Raw genomic sequence first — 15,756 nt, 5'->3', positions numbered from 1 at the left:
TTATCCCTCCTTTTTTTCTGCCACGACGATTGTGATGTGGCTAGTGCGTTTGTTAATTGCGCTTGCACGTCCCATTGCACGTGGACGGAAACGTTTCAATGTTGGTCCTTCGTCTACAAAAGCTTGTGTAACAACAAGATTGTTTACATCAAGATCGTAGTTATGTTCTGCATTTGCAATCGCAGAGTTTAAAAGTTTTTCAATAACAGGAGATGACGTTTTCGGCGTATGCTTCAAGATCGCCACTGCTTCTCCAACTTGCTTGCCTCGAATCAGGTCAATCACTAGACGTACCTTACGAGGAGCAATGCGGACTGTTCTTAAGACAGCTTTAGCTTCCATTGTGGTATCCTCCTCTCAATTAACGTCTTGTTTTCTTATCGTCAGCAACGTGTCCTTTGTACGTACGCGTTGGTGCGAATTCACCCAATTTATGTCCAACCATATCTTCAGTTACGAATACAGGTACGTGTTTACGACCATCGTATACTGCGATAGTGTGTCCGATGAATGTTGGGAAAATTGTAGAACGGCGTGACCAAGTTTTAATAACTTGCTTTTTTTCCGTCTCGTTTAATTTTTCAACTTTATTGAATAAGTGATCATCAACAAAAGGTCCTTTTTTCAAGCTGCGGCCCATTTGTGTACCTCCCTTCGTGATTGATCTACGGTTCGCGTTTGGAACCGTAGGACAATTACGTTATTTTTTACGACGACGTACGATAAATTTATCGGATTTGTTAACTTTTTTACGCGTTTTGTAACCAAGAGCTGGTTTGCCCCATGGTGTAACTGGACCTTTACGTCCGATTGGCGCGCGTCCTTCACCACCACCGTGTGGATGGTCGTTCGGGTTCATTACAGAACCACGTACAGTAGGGCGTTTACCCAACCAGCGTGAACGTCCTGCTTTACCAACGTTAACAAGTTCATGCTGCTCGTTGCCTACTTGGCCGATTGTTGCGCGGCATGTTGCAAGAATCATGCGCACTTCGCCAGAGTTCAAACGAACAAGAACATATTTGCCTTCTTTACCAAGTACTTGAGCTGAAGTTCCTGCAGAACGAACCAACTGGCCGCCTTTGCCTGGCTTCAATTCAATGTTGTGGATAACTGTACCAACCGGGATATTCACAAGTGGAAGTGCATTTCCTACTTTGATATCTGCTTCCGGACCGGCCATGATTTCCGTTCCAACCTGGATGTTTTTTGGCGCTAGGATGTAGCGTTTTTCTCCATCCGCATAGTTCACGAGTGCGATATTAGCCGAACGGTTCGGATCATATTCGATCGTAGCAACGCGGCCTGGAATGCCATCTTTATCGCGCTTAAAGTCGATGATGCGGTATTGACGCTTGTGACCGCCGCCTCTGTGGCGAACAGTGATTTTACCCTGGTTATTACGGCCGCCTTTCTTTTTCAACGGCTCAAGCAATGATTTCTCTGGTGTGCTTGTTGTAATTTCAGCATAATCCAAAGACGTCATATTACGACGACCATTTGTGGTCGGTTTATACTTTTTAATCGCCATTTCGTGTCCCTCCTCTTCTATTTTATGCGTTTATTACGCTTCGAAAAGTTCGATTTCTTTGCTGTCTTGCGTCAATGTTACGATCGCTTTGCGGCGTTTGTTTGTATAGCCAGCGTGACGTCCCATGCGCTTGAATTTACCTTTGTAGTTCATGACGTTTACGTTTTTCACTTTTACACCGAAGATCGCTTCAACAGCCGTCTTCACCTGTGTTTTGTTCGCGCGTACGTCCACTTCAAATGTGTATTTTTTATCAGCCATTACAGCCATAGATTGTTCAGTAATAACGGGGCGCTTAATCACATCGCGTGCATCCATTATGCAAGCACCTCCTCTACTTTTTCAACCGCTGCTTTTGTCATGATAAGCTTATCATGTCCAAGCAGGTCAAGGATGTTGATGCCAGATGCTTCAACCACTGTTACACCAGGGATATTGCGAGCTGACAATGCAACGAATTCATTTACTGTATCAGTTACGATCAATGCTTTTGAGTCAACAGACAAGTTTTTCAGTACAGCTGTGAATTCTTTTGTTTTTGGCGCGTCGAATGACAAAGCTTCCAACACTAGAATGTTTTGCTCTTGTACTTTTGATGACAAAGCAGATTTCAATGCTAAACGACGTACCTTTTTCGGCAATTTGTAGCTGTAGCTACGTGGAGTTGGACCGAAGACCACACCACCGCCGCGCCATTGTGGAGAACGAATAGAACCTTGACGCGCACGTCCAGTTCCTTTTTGTTTCCAAGGTTTACGACCGCCGCCGCGAACTTCCGAACGATTTTTCACTTTGTGATTACCTTGACGCAAAGATGCGCGTTGCATAATCACAGCTTCAAATACGACGTGTTCATTTGGTTCGATTCCGAATACAGCATCGTTTAATTCGATATCGCCGACTTCAGAACCAGTTTGGTTTAATACTTTAACTTTAGCCATTTCTGTTTCCTCCTTTCTTGTAAAAGTTGATTACTTTGCTTTTACCGCTGTTTTCACCTGAATCAACGCTTTTTTAGATCCTGGAACGTTACCTTTAATAAGAAGGACGTTACGCTCAGCATCAATTTTAACGATTTGCAGGTTTTGTACTGTTACTTGCTCTCCGCCCATACGGCCTGGAAGCAATTTGTTTTTAAATACGCGGTTTGGCGCTACAGGTCCCATTGAACCTGGACGACGATGATAACGGGAACCGTGAGTCATAGGTCCGCGGCTTTGTCCGTGGCGCTTGATTGCACCCTGGAAGCCTTTCCCTTTTGAAATTCCTGTTACGTCGACGATGTCGCCTTCTGCAAAAATATCAACTTTGACTTCTTGACCAATTTCAAGATCGCTGTCGATGTTACGGAACTCACGAATGAAGCGCTTAGGTGCGATGCCTTCGCCTGCTTTTTTCACGTGTCCAAGTGCTGGTTTGTTTGAAAGCTTTTCGCGCTTATCTTCAAAACCTAACTGAACGCTTGAGTAGCCGTCGCTTTCGACTGATTTTTTTTGAAGTACAACGTTTGGTGCTGCTTCGATAACAGTTACTGGGATCAGTTCACCATTTTCAGCAAACACTTGCGTCATACCGATTTTTCTTCCTAAGATTCCTTTGGTCATGAGTCACACCTCCTGATTTTTTATTATTTATTTATTAAAGTTTAATTTCGATGTCAACGCCTGACGGCAAGTCTAAACGCATCAATGAATCAACTGTTTTTGGAGTTGGGTTCACGATATCGATTAAACGTTTATGAGTGCGCATTTCGAACTGCTCACGAGAATCTTTGTACTTATGAACCGCACGAAGAATCGTGTAGATTGATTTCTCAGTTGGAAGCGGGATCGGACCGGATACACTTGCACCAGAACGTTTAGCTGTCTCAACGATTTTCTCTGCAGATTGATCAAGAATACGGTGATCATATGCTTTCAAACGAATACGAATTTTTTGTTTTGCCATTATTTTCCCTCCTTTATCGCCTATTTAGCTAATAGACATACTCCGCGAAAATTTTTCCCTGACGACACCGCCATGGCAAAGCGGCCGGGTGTGTCAGCAACCTTTCGCATCAACGCTGTCAAAAACCAACATTGATTATTATACATGCTTTTCTCTTTGATTGCAACAGAAGATGCAAAACTTTTTTTCAAACAAAAAACAGCCCGGCCGGAACCGGACTGTTTAAGAAGAAATCTTATTTTTGGATTGTTGCTACAACGCCAGCGCCTACTGTACGACCGCCTTCACGGATTGAGAATTTAGTACCTTCTTCAATCGCGATTGGAGCAATCAATTCTACTGACATTTCTACGTTGTCACCAGGCATAACCATTTCTACGCCTTCAGGAAGGTTGCAGATACCAGTTACGTCAGTTGTACGGAAGTAGAACTGTGGACGGTAGTTTGTGAAGAATGGAGTGTGACGTCCACCCTCTTCTTTAGAAAGAACGTAAACTTCCGCTTTGAACGTTGTATGTGGTGTGATTGTGCTTGGTTTAGCCAATACTTGACCACGTTGGATATCTTCACGAGCTACGCCGCGAAGAAGTGCGCCGATGTTGTCGCCAGCTTCAGCATAATCAAGAAGCTTACGGAACATTTCAACACCTGTTACAGTTGTTGATTTTGGCTCTTCAGTGAAACCGATGATTTCGATTGTGTCACCGACTTTGATTTGTCCACGCTCAACGCGTCCTGTAGCAACTGTTCCACGACCTGTGATTGAGAAAACATCCTCAACAGGCATCATGAAAGGCTTGTCAGTGTCGCGTGTTGGTGTTGGGATGTACTCATCCACAGCAGCCATAAGCTCATGGATTTTTTCTTCCCATGCAGCATCGCCTTCAAGAGCTTTAAGAGCTGAACCTTTGATAACAGGAATGTCATCGCCAGGGAAATCATATTCAGAAAGAAGATCGCGAACTTCCATTTCAACTAGTTCAAGAAGCTCTTCGTCATCCACCATGTCGCATTTGTTCATGAATACAACTAGGAATGGTACACCTACTTGACGTGAAAGAAGGATGTGCTCACGTGTTTGTGGCATTGGACCGTCAGCAGCAGATACTACTAGGATACCGCCATCCATTTGTGCAGCACCTGTGATCATGTTTTTAACATAGTCAGCATGTCCTGGGCAGTCTACATGTGCATAGTGACGAGTTTCAGTTTCGTACTCAACGTGTGCAGTTGAGATTGTGATACCGCGCTCGCGCTCTTCTGGAGCACCATCGATTTGATCGTATGCACGTGCTTCTGCACCGCCTGATTTAGCTAGTACAGTTGTGATTGCAGCTGTTAGAGTTGTTTTACCATGGTCAACGTGGCCAATAGTACCAATGTTAACGTGTGGCTTTGAACGGTCGAATTTTGCTTTTCCCATTAGGAAGTCCTCCTTCAAAATATAGAAATTAGTAGTGGTTTATATTGGTCTTCTTTCGGAAAACGGCCGTTTTCCGAAAGAAGGGAAAGCTTACAATAGTATTTATACTTGATTGATGCGTATAAATCAATTATTCGCCTTTATTTTTTTTGATGATTGTTTCCATAACACTCTTAGGAACTTCTTCGTAATGATCGAAGTGCATAGAGTAGTTACCGCGCCCTTGCGTGTTTGAACGAAGTGACGTTGCGTAACCGAACATTTCAGAAAGTGGAACGAACGCTTTAACAACTTGTGCGTTACCGCGCGCTTCCATTCCTTCTACGCGTCCACGGCGTGATGTAACATCACCCATGATATCGCCTAGATATTCGTCAGGGATAACAACTTCAACTTTCATAAGCGGCTCAAGAAGTACCGGGTTACATTTTGAAATTGCATTTTTCAGCGCCATTGAAGCAGCGATCTTAAATGCCATCTCAGATGAATCGACATCATGGTAAGAACCGTCAAATAGGCGGGCCTTCACATCGATTAGCGGGTAGCCGGCAAGTACGCCATTTTTCATAGCGTCTTGTAAACCTGCTTGAACTGCTGGAATGTATTCACGTGGTACTGAACCACCGACGATGCCATTTTCGAATTCGAAGCCTGCTCCTTCTTCGTTAGGAGAGAATTCGATCCAAACGTGACCGAACTGTCCACGTCCACCAGATTGACGGGCAAATTTACCCTCAACTTGTGCACTTGAACGGAACGTTTCGCGGTAAGATACTTGCGGTGCACCAACGTTTGCTTCTACTTTGAACTCGCGACGCATACGGTCAACAAGGATATCAAGGTGAAGCTCACCCATACCTGCGATAATAACTTCGCCAGTTTCCTGGTCAGTATGCGCATGGAATGTAGGATCTTCTTCTTGAAGCTTTTGAAGTGCGATCGTCATTTTATCTTGGTCAGCTTTTGACTTAGGCTCAACTGACAAAGAGATAACTGGATCAGGGAACTCCATAGACTCAAGAATAACAAGGTTTTTCTCGTCACATAGCGTATCGCCTGTTGTTGTATCTTTCAATCCAACAGCAGCTGCGATGTCGCCTGCGTATACTTCCGAAATCTCTTCACGAGAGTTTGCGTGCATTTGCAGGATGCGTCCTACGCGCTCACGCTTCCCTTTTGTTGAGTTTTGAACGTATGAACCAGATGAAAGAACACCTGAGTATACGCGGAAGAATGTTAATTTACCGACATAAGGGTCCGTCATAACTTTAAACGCAAGAGCCGAGAACGGCGATTCGTCGCTAGATTCACGTTCCACTTCTTCTTCGCTGTCCGGAAGAATACCTTTAATTGACGGTACATCAATCGGTGCTGGAAGATAGTCGATAACAGCATCAAGCATAAGCTGAACGCCTTTGTTTTTAAATGCAGAACCAACCATTACTGGGAAGAATTCTACGTTAATAACACCTTTACGGATCGCAGCTTTGATTTCTTCGTTCGTCAATTCTTCGCCGCCAAGGTATTTCTCCATTAGTTCTTCATCAAGCTCAGCGACCGCTTCAATTAGCTTTTCACGGTATTCGTCTGCTTGATCCTGGTAATCTGCAGGAATGTCTACAACCTCAATTTCAGTACCGAGGTCGTTTCCATACATTGTTGCTTTCATTTCAATTAAGTCAATGATGCCTGAGAACTCGTCTTCAGCACCAATTGGCAATTGAATTGGATGTGCATTCGCCATTAGCCGGTCATGGATTGTTCGAACAGAGTAAAGGAAGTCCGCACCCAATTTGTCCATTTTGTTGACGAATACGACACGTGGAACACCGTATGTTGTCGCTTGACGCCATACTGTTTCCGTTTGCGGCTCTACGCCTGATTGGGCATCAAGGACCGTTACGGCACCATCAAGTACACGAAGTGAACGTTCAACTTCAACTGTGAAGTCTACGTGTCCTGGTGTATCGATGATGTTAACGCGATGACCTTTCCATTGAGCAGTCGTTGCAGCAGACGTGATTGTAATCCCGCGCTCCTGCTCTTGCTCCATCCAGTCCATTTGTGATGCACCTTCATGCGTTTCACCAATTTTGTGGATACGGCCCGTATAATAAAGGATACGCTCAGTCGTTGTTGTCTTACCAGCATCGATGTGAGCCATGATTCCAATGTTACGAGTGTTTTTTAAGGAGAACTCTCTTGCCATCTAATATCTTTCTCCTTCCTGAATTAGGGTAGGTTTAAGTTTCGTTTTAAAAATTACCAGCGGTAGTGAGCGAATGCTTTGTTCGCTTCCGCCATTTTATGTGTATCTTCACGTTTCTTAACAGAAGCACCGCTGTTGTTCGCAGCATCAAGGATTTCAGCTGCAAGGCGTTCTTCCATTGTTTTTTCACCGCGAAGACGCGCATAGTTTACCAACCAGCGAAGACCAAGAGTTGTACGGCGTTCCGGACGAACCTCGATTGGCACCTGGTAGTTAGCACCACCGACACGGCGTGCTTTCACCTCTAGTACAGGCATGATGTTTTTCATCGCCTGATCAAATACTTCCATTGGATCATTACCCGTACGTTCACGGATTGTATCAAAAGCTGCGTAAAGGATGGCTTGGGATTTACCGCGCTTCCCGTCAACCATCATTTTATTAATAAGACGAGTAACTAATTTTGAGTTGTAAAGCGGATCAGGCAATACGTCTCTTTTTGCTACAGGACCTTTACGTGGCATGTGTTTTCCTCCTTTCGGAAATTCAAGTTCTAATTTATTTTAATGATTATGCTTTTGGTGCTTTAGGACGTTTTGTACCGTATTTAGAACGGCCTTGACGACGAGTTTCAACGCCGGCAGTATCAAGCGCACCACGAACGATGTGGTAGCGTACTCCCGGTAAATCTTTTACACGTCCGCCGCGAATCAACACAACGCTGTGTTCTTGAAGGTTATGGCCGATACCAGGGATATAAGCTGTTACTTCAATACCGTTGCTCAAACGAACACGCGCATATTTACGAAGCGCGGAGTTCGGTTTCTTCGGCGTCATTGTACCAACACGTGTGCAAACACCGCGTTTCTGCGGAGAAAGTACATCTGTTTGGGATTTCTTGAAGCTGTTGAATCCTTTATTAAGCGCCGGAGACTTCGATTTAGTGATCTTTGATTTACGAGGCTTACGTACTAACTGATTAATAGTAGGCATGTAAAGATCCTCCCTTCCTTTTTTTCTAAGCCCACACTTCCAGGTGGCTCATTTTTGGGCAAAAACAAAGTTCTTGCAGCAAACCTGCAAAAACGTTCTTTGCGAATAGTGGCAATGATTGTTTTGGTCCTACTTCCGAACATAAAAATACGGTCTGATAGGAGCACCTTGATCATAGTACCATTTTCATTTTTTAGTGTCAACTATTCTTTGCAAAAAAATGATCGGCGCCTGGTGATCCAGGCGCCGAACCATTCTTATTCGACTGTAACGGATTCTTCGACTTTTAATTTTGCTTCGGATTGACGGTAACGCTGCATACCAGTACCCGCCGGAACGAGTTTTCCGATAATGACGTTTTCCTTCAAGCCGAGCAGCTCGTCGCGTTTCCCTTTGATTGCGGCATCAGTCAGGACACGAGTTGTTTCCTGGAAGGATGCAGCAGATAAGAAGGAATCTGTTTCGAGTGATGCTTTTGTAATCCCGAGAAGGATCGGACGGCCCGTTGCGGGGATGCCGCCTTCAAGAAGGGCTTTTTCATTGGCGTCGCGGAACTGATGAATTTCAAGCAAGCTGCCTGGAAGAACATCGGTATCTCCCGCTTCAAGAACACGTACTTTGCGAAGCATTTGACGAACCATGACTTCCACGTGCTTATCGCCGATTTCCACACCTTGCATACGGTATACTTTTTGCACTTCACGCAATAAGTATTCCTGAACAGACGTGACATCTTTAATTTTCAAGTACTCTTTCGGATCAATCGACCCTTCGGTTAGGACTTGACCACGCTCAATTTGATCGCCAACTGTGACTTTCAAACGGGCTGTGTATGGTGCTGTGTATGAACGTGTTTCCACGTCGCCTTGAATTGTGATTTCCTGCTGGCGGTCACGGCCTTCTGTAATCGACGTAATGCTGCCGTTGATTTCAGAAATGATCGCTTGACCTTTCGGATTACGCGCTTCGAAAATCTCCTGGATACGCGGAAGACCCTGTGTAATATCGTCTCCAGCTACTCCGCCTGTATGGAACGTACGCATTGTAAGCTGTGTTCCCGGCTCTCCAATTGACTGAGCGGCAATAATACCGACCGCTTCGCCGACTTCCACTTCCTGGCCTGTTGCCAGGTTGCGTCCGTAGCATTTTTTACAAACGCCGTGACGAGTGTTGCATGTGAAGGCGGAGCGAATCCACACTTTTTCCACGCCGGCTTCAATAATGATCTTCGCCAGATCTTCATCGATTTGCTGATTTTCGCCAACAAGCACGTCTCCTGTTTCAGGATGCTTGACTGCCTTGCGTGAATAACGGCCGACAAGACGTTCTTCCAGCGCTTCGATGATCTCTGTTCCATCTTTAATGGAGCTGATTTCAAGACCGCGGTCTGTTCCACAATCGTCTTCACGGACAATGACATCCTGTGCCACATCAACGAGACGGCGTGTTAAGTAACCGGAATCGGCTGTTTTCAGGGCGGTATCGGCAAGACCTTTACGCGCACCATGCGTTGAAATAAAGTACTCGAGTACGGTCAGACCTTCACGGAACGACGATTTGATTGGAAGCTCAATAATACGTCCGGCCGGATTGGCCATCAGTCCGCGCATACCTGCAAGCTGCGTGAAGTTGGACGCGTTACCACGGGCTCCGGAATCACTCATCATGAAGATCGGGTTGCGCTTATCAAGAGACGCCATCAGCTTGCCCTGGATTACATCTTTCGCTGCACTCCAGACAGAAATAACACGGTCATATCGTTCTTCCTCGGTAATTAAACCACGGCGGAACTGCTTCATGACGTTATCGACTTTCGCCTGTGCTTCTTTTAGAATTTCTTCTTTTTCGCCTAGTACGACGATATCCGCAACCCCTACAGTAATACCTGCTTTAGTCGAGTGTCTAAAGCCGAGGTCTTTCATGCGGTCAAGCATTTTTGATGTTTCCGTAATCTTAAAGCGTTTGAATACTTCTGCGATAATGTTACCGAGAATTTTCTTTTTAAACGGCTCAACTACTTCCTGCTTGGCAATGTGCTCAGGCACATTCACACCTGCATCAATGAAATAGCGTTCCGGTGTTTTCACTTCAAGGTTGCTGATTGTCGGTTCATTAATGTATGGGAATGTATCCGGTAAAATCTCGTTAAAGATCAATTTACCAACCGTTGTCACAAGCAATTTTTTGTTTTGTTCTTCTGTAAATGTTTGATTTTCAAGGGAAGAAGCTGCCACTGCCACACGTGTGTGCAGGTGAACATATCCGTTTTGATACGCCAGAATCGCTTCGCTTGTGTCCTTGAAAATAGCCCCTTCTCCTACTGACCCTTCACGTTCAAGTGTTAAGTAGTAGTTACCGAGAACCATATCCTGAGACGGCGTAACAACCGGTTTTCCGTCTTTCGGATTCAAAATGTTCTGTGCAGCAAGCATCAGCATACGGGCTTCTGCCTGCGCTTCAGCTGAAAGCGGCACGTGAACGGCCATCTGGTCACCATCAAAGTCAGCGTTGTAGGCTGTACAAACGAGTGGGTGAAGACGAATCGCGCGTCCTTCAACCAGTGTCGGCTCGAACGCCTGGATGCCAAGACGGTGAAGCGTCGGTGCACGGTTCAATAAAACCGGATGCTCGCGAATCACTTCTTCGAGTACATCCCATACATCGGACTGAACACGTTCGATTTTGCGTTTGGCACTTTTAATATTGTGGGCAAGCCCGCGCTCAACAAGCTCCTTCATAACGAACGGCTTGAACAGCTCAAGCGCCATTTCTTTCGGAAGGCCGCATTGATACATTTTCAAGTTTGGTCCAACGACGATTACAGAACGACCCGAGTAGTCAACCCGTTTTCCGAGCAAGTTCTGGCGGAAACGTCCCTGCTTCCCTTTCAGCATATGAGAAAGAGATTTTAATGGACGGTTACCCGGTCCAGTAACAGGACGGCCACGGCGGCCATTATCAATAAGTGCATCGACTGCTTCCTGCAGCATACGCTTTTCATTTTGAACAATAATGCTCGGTGCACCAAGATCCAATAAACGCTTTAAGCGGTTGTTCCGGTTAATCACACGGCGGTACAGGTCATTTAAGTCAGACGTTGCGAAGCGTCCGCCATCAAGCTGAACCATCGGGCGAAGTTCCGGTGGAATAACAGGAAGAACATCAAGAATCATCCAGTCCGGGTTGTTGCCGGAGTGACGGAATGCTTCAATCACTTCAAGGCGCTTAATCGCACGTGTACGACGCTGGCCTTGTGCGGATTTCAACTCTTCCTTCAATGTTTCCGTTTCTTTGTCCAGATCAATGTCTTGAAGAAGCTTTTTAATGGCTTCTGCACCCATGGATGCCTGGAATTTACTTCCGTACTTGTCGCGGTACGTCCGGAATTCCTTCTCAGAAAGAAGCTGCTTTTTCTCAAGCGCTGTGTCACCTGATTCGGTTACAACGTATGAAGCAAAATAAATAACTTCTTCGAGCGCACGTGGGGACATGTCCAAAACAAGACCCATCCGGCTCGGAATGCCTTTAAAGTACCAGATATGCGAAACAGGAGCGGCCAATTCAATATGACCCATACGCTCACGGCGCACTTTCGCTTTTGTTACTTCTACGCCGCATCGGTCACAGACAACGCCTTTATACCGAACACGCTTATACTTTCCGCAATGACATTCCCAATCTTTTGTTGGGCCAAAAATACGTTCACAGAATAAGCCGTCTTTTTCCGGCTTTAGTGTACGGTAATTAATTGTTTCAGGTTTCTTCACTTCTCCGTAAGACCATGAACGAATCTTATCCGGTGAAGCAAGACCAATTTTCATATATTCGAAATTATTGACATCCAGCAAGGGGCTTACCTCCCTTTTCTTTTTACACCGATTTCCTTGAAAGCGCCCAAAAAGCGCTAAGAGCGCTTTTTGGGCAGAATGCTATTACATAAGTTAGTCTGTTGATCCGATTGGTTCGATTCCAGCGGCTTCAGGAGCGATGTTTAATGAATCGGCCGGCTGCACATCTTCTTCGTCCTCAAGATCGCGCATTTCAATTTCCTGGTCATCCCCTGACATGATTTTCACATCAAGTCCAAGACTTTGAAGCTCTTTAATCAATACTTTGAATGATTCAGGAACACCTGGTTCTGGAACGTTTTCCCCTTTAACAATCGCTTCGTATGTTTTCACACGGCCCACGATGTCATCTGATTTTACTGTTAAGATCTCCTGAAGTGTATAAGCGGCACCATATGCTTCAAGTGCCCATACTTCCATCTCACCGAAGCGCTGTCCGCCAAACTGGGCTTTACCGCCAAGAGGCTGCTGCGTCACTAGAGAGTATGGTCCAGTCGAACGTGCGTGAAGCTTATCGTCAACCATGTGCGCAAGCTTGATCATGTACATGATTCCAACAGATACGCGGTTGTCAAACGGCTCACCGCTGCGGCCATCGTACAAGACGGTTTTCGCATCACGGCTCATGCCTGCTTCTTCAATCGTTTCCCACACATCATCCTCGGATGCACCATCAAATACCGGTGATGCAACATGAATGCCGAGGTAGCGTGCAGCCATACCTAAGTGAAGCTCAAGCACCTGTCCAATGTTCATACGAGACGGTACGCCGAGCGGGTTAAGCATGATATCAACCGGTGTTCCATCCGGAAGGAACGGCATATCTTCCTCAGGCAATATACGGGAAATTACCCCTTTATTACCGTGACGGCCGGCCATTTTATCTCCTTCAGAAATCTTCCGCTTCTGAACGATGTACACACGGACAAGCTGATTTACGCCCGGTGGCAGTTCGTCGCCGTCTTCACGGTTGAAGACTTTCACGTCCAGCACAATTCCACTGCCTCCGTGAGGAACACGAAGGGACGTATCACGAACTTCACGCGCTTTTTCACCGAAGATCGCATGAAGAAGACGTTCTTCTGCTGTTAGTTCTGTTACCCCTTTAGGCGTTACTTTCCCAACAAGCAGGTCGCCGTCTTTTACTTCAGCACCGACACGGATAATGCCGCGGTCATCAAGGTTGCGAAGTGCATCTTCTCCGACGTTTGGAATATCACGTGTGATTTCTTCAGGTCCAAGCTTTGTATCACGAGACTCTGACTCGTATTCTTCAATATGGATGGATGTATACACATCATCTTTTACAAGACGCTCACTCATAATGATCGCATCTTCATAGTTATAGCCATCCCATGTCATAAAGCCGACAAGGACATTACGGCCAAGGGCAAGCTCACCTAGCTCCATCGACGGACCATCTGCTAAAATCTCGCCTGCTGTTACACGGTTGCCCACTGCAACAATCGGACGCTGGTTGTAGCATGTTCCCTGGTTAGAACGAATGAATTTTTGCAATTTATATTTATCGAGATCGCCTTTAACTTCCTGTCCATCCACTTCTTGAATGCGGCGGACAAAAATCTGGCGGGCTTCTACTCGCTCAACAATTCCTTCATGTTTGCAAATAACAGCAGCTCCAGAGTCTTTTGCAGATACGTACTCCATACCTGTTCCGACAATTGGCGCTTCCGGCTGCATCAACGGCACAGCCTGACGCTGCATGTTCGCTCCCATAAGGGCACGGTTGGAGTCATCGTTTTCCAGGAACGGGATACAAGCTGTCGCAGCAGATACAACCTGCTTCGGTGATACGTCCATGTAATCGACACGTTCCCGTTTTACAACTGTATTTTCCCCGCGGAAACGGGCTACAACTTCTTCTTCTGCAAAGGATCCATCGTCATTCAATGGAACGTTCGCCTGTGCGACAACGTAGTTATCCTCTTCATCCGCTGTTAAGTAATCAATTCGCTCGGTTACACAGCCGGTATCCGGGTCAACACGGCGGTACGGTGTTTCAATAAAGCCGAAACGGTTCACCTTTGCGAATGAAGACAAGGAGTTGATCAGCCCGATATTCGGACCCTCCGGTGTTTCAATCGGACACATACGGCCATAGTGGGAGTAATGAACGTCACGGACTTCAAAGCCGGCACGCTCACGCGTCAAACCACCCGGACCAAGTGCAGATAAACGACGCTTATGCGTTAATTCGCCAAGCGGGTTCGTTTGATCCATAAACTGTGAAAGCTGAGAGCTTCCGAAAAACTCTTTAATCGATGCAATAACCGGACGGATGTTGATCAGCTGCTGCGGTGTGATCGTTTGCGTGTCCTGAATCGACATACGCTCACGAACAACACGTTCCATACGGGAAAGCCCGATACGGAATTGGTTTTGAAGCAGCTCGCCGACCGACCGAAGGCGGCGGTTGCCCAAGTGATCGATATCATCTGTATCGCCTACACCGTAAAGAAGGTTGAAGAAATACCCGATTGACGCAATAATGTCTGCCGGTGTGATGTTCTTCACGTTCATTTCCGGGAAGCCGTTTCCGATAATGTTGATGACTTGCTCTTCTTCACTGTTCGGCGCATATACTTTAATTGTTTGAACCGTCATATCATCTTCAACCACGCCGCCTGTTTGACGGTATGATTTAAACGAAGCACCTTTTTCAAGGAATGGAATCACTTTATCTAGCGTACGGCGGTCAAGCAACGTGCCTGCTTCTGCAATGATTTCGCCTGTTTCCGGATCTGCCAGTGTTTCAGCAAGACGCTGTCCGAACAAACGGTTTTTCGTATGAAGCTTTTTATTCATTTTATAACGGCCTACACTTGCAAGGTCATACCGTTTTGGATCGAAAAAGCGTGAAACCAGAAGGCTTTTTGCATTTTCAACTGTTGGCGGCTCACCCGGACGAAGACGCTCATAAATTTCAATCAGCGCTTTTTCAGTTGTTTCCGTGTTGTCCTTCTCAAGCGTATTGCGTAAATATTCGTTATCACCGAGCAAATCGATGATTTCTTGATCAGTGCCAAACCCAAGCGCACGTAATAGCACCGTAATCGGCAGCTTACGTGTCCGGTCGATACGGACATAAACGATGTCTTTCGCGTCTGTTTCATACTCGAGCCACGCACCACGGTTTGGAATAACAGTAGCAGTGAACCCGCGTTTTCCGTTTTTGTCCAATTTTCCGTTGTAATACACACTCGGAGAACGAACGAGCTGGGAAACGATAACGCGCTCTGCACCATTAATAATGAATGTTCCTGTTTCAGTCATAAGCGGGAAATCGCCCATGAAAACTTCTTGATCTTTCACTTCGCCCGTTTCTTTATTCAAAAGACGGACCTTCACACGCAGTGGCGCAGAATACGTTACATCGCGTTCTTTCGACTCATCCACGGGATACTTTGGTTCTGCCAGACTGTAATCAATAAATTCCAGTGCCAGATTACCTGTGAAATCTTCAATCGGAGAAATGTCCTGGAACATTTCACGCAGACCCTCATCAAGAAACCATTGATAGGAGGCTGTTTGAATTTCAATCAAATTCGGTAACTCTAATACTTCACTAATGCGCGCATAACTTCTGCGCTGGCGGTGTCGTCCGTACTGAACTAGTTGACCTGTCAACTGATTCACCCCTCAAATCAAGCGTTATTATTGCCTATTATTCATCTTAAGGCAGAGTATTTTCATACTCAATAAGACAAAAAGAAAAAGGTTTTGTCAAAGAAAACCTCGTTTTTATCACAAATGGCCCTATTTTGTTGTCATTGTTCCCATTCCG

General features: G+C 45.7%; 13 protein-coding genes. All 13 read right to left on the bottom strand.

Going from position 1 to position 15,756, the window contains the following annotated elements:
* Complete coding sequence (gene rplV, locus BW952_RS17970; RefSeq protein WP_045851857.1) at positions 1-342, bottom strand: 50S ribosomal protein L22; 342 nt, start codon at positions 340-342, stop codon at positions 1-3.
* 19 nt (positions 343-361) lie between these two features.
* Positions 362-640, bottom strand: a complete 279-nt coding sequence (rpsS, locus tag BW952_RS17965) for a 30S ribosomal protein S19 (protein WP_045851856.1) — start codon at positions 638-640, stop codon at positions 362-364.
* Positions 641-700: 60 nt separating this feature from the next.
* A complete protein-coding gene (rplB, locus tag BW952_RS17960; protein WP_045851855.1) occupies positions 701-1,531 on the bottom strand; it encodes a 50S ribosomal protein L2 in 831 nt (276 codons plus the stop codon).
* Positions 1,532-1,564: 33 nt separating this feature from the next.
* Positions 1,565-1,849: a 50S ribosomal protein L23 gene (gene rplW / locus BW952_RS17955; protein WP_045851854.1), complete on the bottom strand. Its 285-nt coding sequence runs from the start codon at positions 1,847-1,849 to the stop codon at positions 1,565-1,567.
* Entirely contained in the window at positions 1,849-2,472 is a 624-nt protein-coding gene (gene rplD / locus BW952_RS17950) for a 50S ribosomal protein L4 (protein WP_045851853.1), read from the bottom strand. The genes rplW and rplD overlap by 1 nt, the downstream gene beginning before the upstream one ends.
* A gap of 30 nt (positions 2,473-2,502) precedes the next feature.
* Positions 2,503-3,135 (bottom strand): 50S ribosomal protein L3, encoded by a 633-nt coding sequence (rplC, locus tag BW952_RS17945; protein ID WP_045851852.1) that lies wholly within the window; start codon positions 3,133-3,135, stop codon positions 2,503-2,505.
* Positions 3,136-3,169: 34 nt separating this feature from the next.
* On the bottom strand, positions 3,170-3,478 hold the full coding sequence (gene rpsJ / locus BW952_RS17940) for a 30S ribosomal protein S10 (RefSeq protein WP_018395154.1): 309 nt from the start codon (positions 3,476-3,478) through the stop codon (positions 3,170-3,172).
* Between the two features lie 235 nt (positions 3,479-3,713).
* Positions 3,714-4,901 (bottom strand): elongation factor Tu, encoded by a 1,188-nt coding sequence (gene tuf, locus BW952_RS17935; RefSeq protein ID WP_045851851.1) that lies wholly within the window; start codon positions 4,899-4,901, stop codon positions 3,714-3,716.
* A 130-nt stretch (positions 4,902-5,031) separates the two neighbouring features.
* Positions 5,032-7,110, bottom strand: coding sequence for an elongation factor G (gene fusA, locus BW952_RS17930; protein ID WP_045851850.1), 2,079 nt, complete (start codon positions 7,108-7,110; stop codon positions 5,032-5,034).
* 53 nt (positions 7,111-7,163) lie between these two features.
* Positions 7,164-7,634 carry a 30S ribosomal protein S7 gene (gene rpsG, locus BW952_RS17925; protein ID WP_045851849.1) on the bottom strand — a complete coding sequence of 157 codons (471 nt, stop codon included), beginning with the start codon at positions 7,632-7,634 and terminating at the stop codon, positions 7,164-7,166.
* Between the two features lie 46 nt (positions 7,635-7,680).
* Complete coding sequence (rpsL, locus tag BW952_RS17920; RefSeq protein ID WP_045851848.1) at positions 7,681-8,103, bottom strand: 30S ribosomal protein S12; 423 nt, start codon at positions 8,101-8,103, stop codon at positions 7,681-7,683.
* Positions 8,104-8,360: 257 nt separating this feature from the next.
* Positions 8,361-11,951 carry a DNA-directed RNA polymerase subunit beta' gene (rpoC, locus tag BW952_RS17915; protein ID WP_045851847.1) on the bottom strand — a complete coding sequence of 1,197 codons (3,591 nt, stop codon included), beginning with the start codon at positions 11,949-11,951 and terminating at the stop codon, positions 8,361-8,363.
* Between the two features lie 93 nt (positions 11,952-12,044).
* Positions 12,045-15,599, bottom strand: coding sequence for a DNA-directed RNA polymerase subunit beta (gene rpoB, locus BW952_RS17910; protein WP_045851846.1), 3,555 nt, complete (start codon positions 15,597-15,599; stop codon positions 12,045-12,047).
* Positions 15,600-15,756: the final 157 nt, after the last annotated feature.

This window comes from Domibacillus enclensis (assembly GCF_900156125.1).
GTDB lineage: Bacteria > Bacillota > Bacilli > Bacillales > Domibacillaceae > Domibacillus > Domibacillus enclensis.
Note: the sequence above shows the minus strand (reverse complement) of the source record. Positions and strands in the feature narration are given on the sequence as shown.

Excerpts from the sequence above, each read along its gene's own strand:
- rplV (WP_045851857.1), bottom strand. The coding sequence starts at position 342 with ATGGAAGCTAAAGCTGTCTTAAGAACAGTCCGCATTGCTCCTCGTAAG.
- rpsS (WP_045851856.1), bottom strand. The coding sequence starts at position 640 with ATGGGCCGCAGCTTGAAAAAAGGACCTTTTGTTGATGATCACTTATTC.
- rplB (WP_045851855.1), bottom strand. The coding sequence starts at position 1,531 with ATGGCGATTAAAAAGTATAAACCGACCACAAATGGTCGTCGTAATATG.
- rplW (WP_045851854.1), bottom strand. The coding sequence starts at position 1,849 with ATGGATGCACGCGATGTGATTAAGCGCCCCGTTATTACTGAACAATCT.
- rplD (WP_045851853.1), bottom strand. The coding sequence starts at position 2,472 with ATGGCTAAAGTTAAAGTATTAAACCAAACTGGTTCTGAAGTCGGCGAT.
- rplC (WP_045851852.1), bottom strand. The coding sequence starts at position 3,135 with ATGACCAAAGGAATCTTAGGAAGAAAAATCGGTATGACGCAAGTGTTT.
- rpsJ (WP_018395154.1), bottom strand. The coding sequence starts at position 3,478 with ATGGCAAAACAAAAAATTCGTATTCGTTTGAAAGCATATGATCACCGT.
- tuf (WP_045851851.1), bottom strand. The coding sequence starts at position 4,901 with ATGGGAAAAGCAAAATTCGACCGTTCAAAGCCACACGTTAACATTGGT.
- fusA (WP_045851850.1), bottom strand. The coding sequence starts at position 7,110 with ATGGCAAGAGAGTTCTCCTTAAAAAACACTCGTAACATTGGAATCATG.
- rpsG (WP_045851849.1), bottom strand. The coding sequence starts at position 7,634 with ATGCCACGTAAAGGTCCTGTAGCAAAAAGAGACGTATTGCCTGATCCG.
- rpsL (WP_045851848.1), bottom strand. The coding sequence starts at position 8,103 with ATGCCTACTATTAATCAGTTAGTACGTAAGCCTCGTAAATCAAAGATC.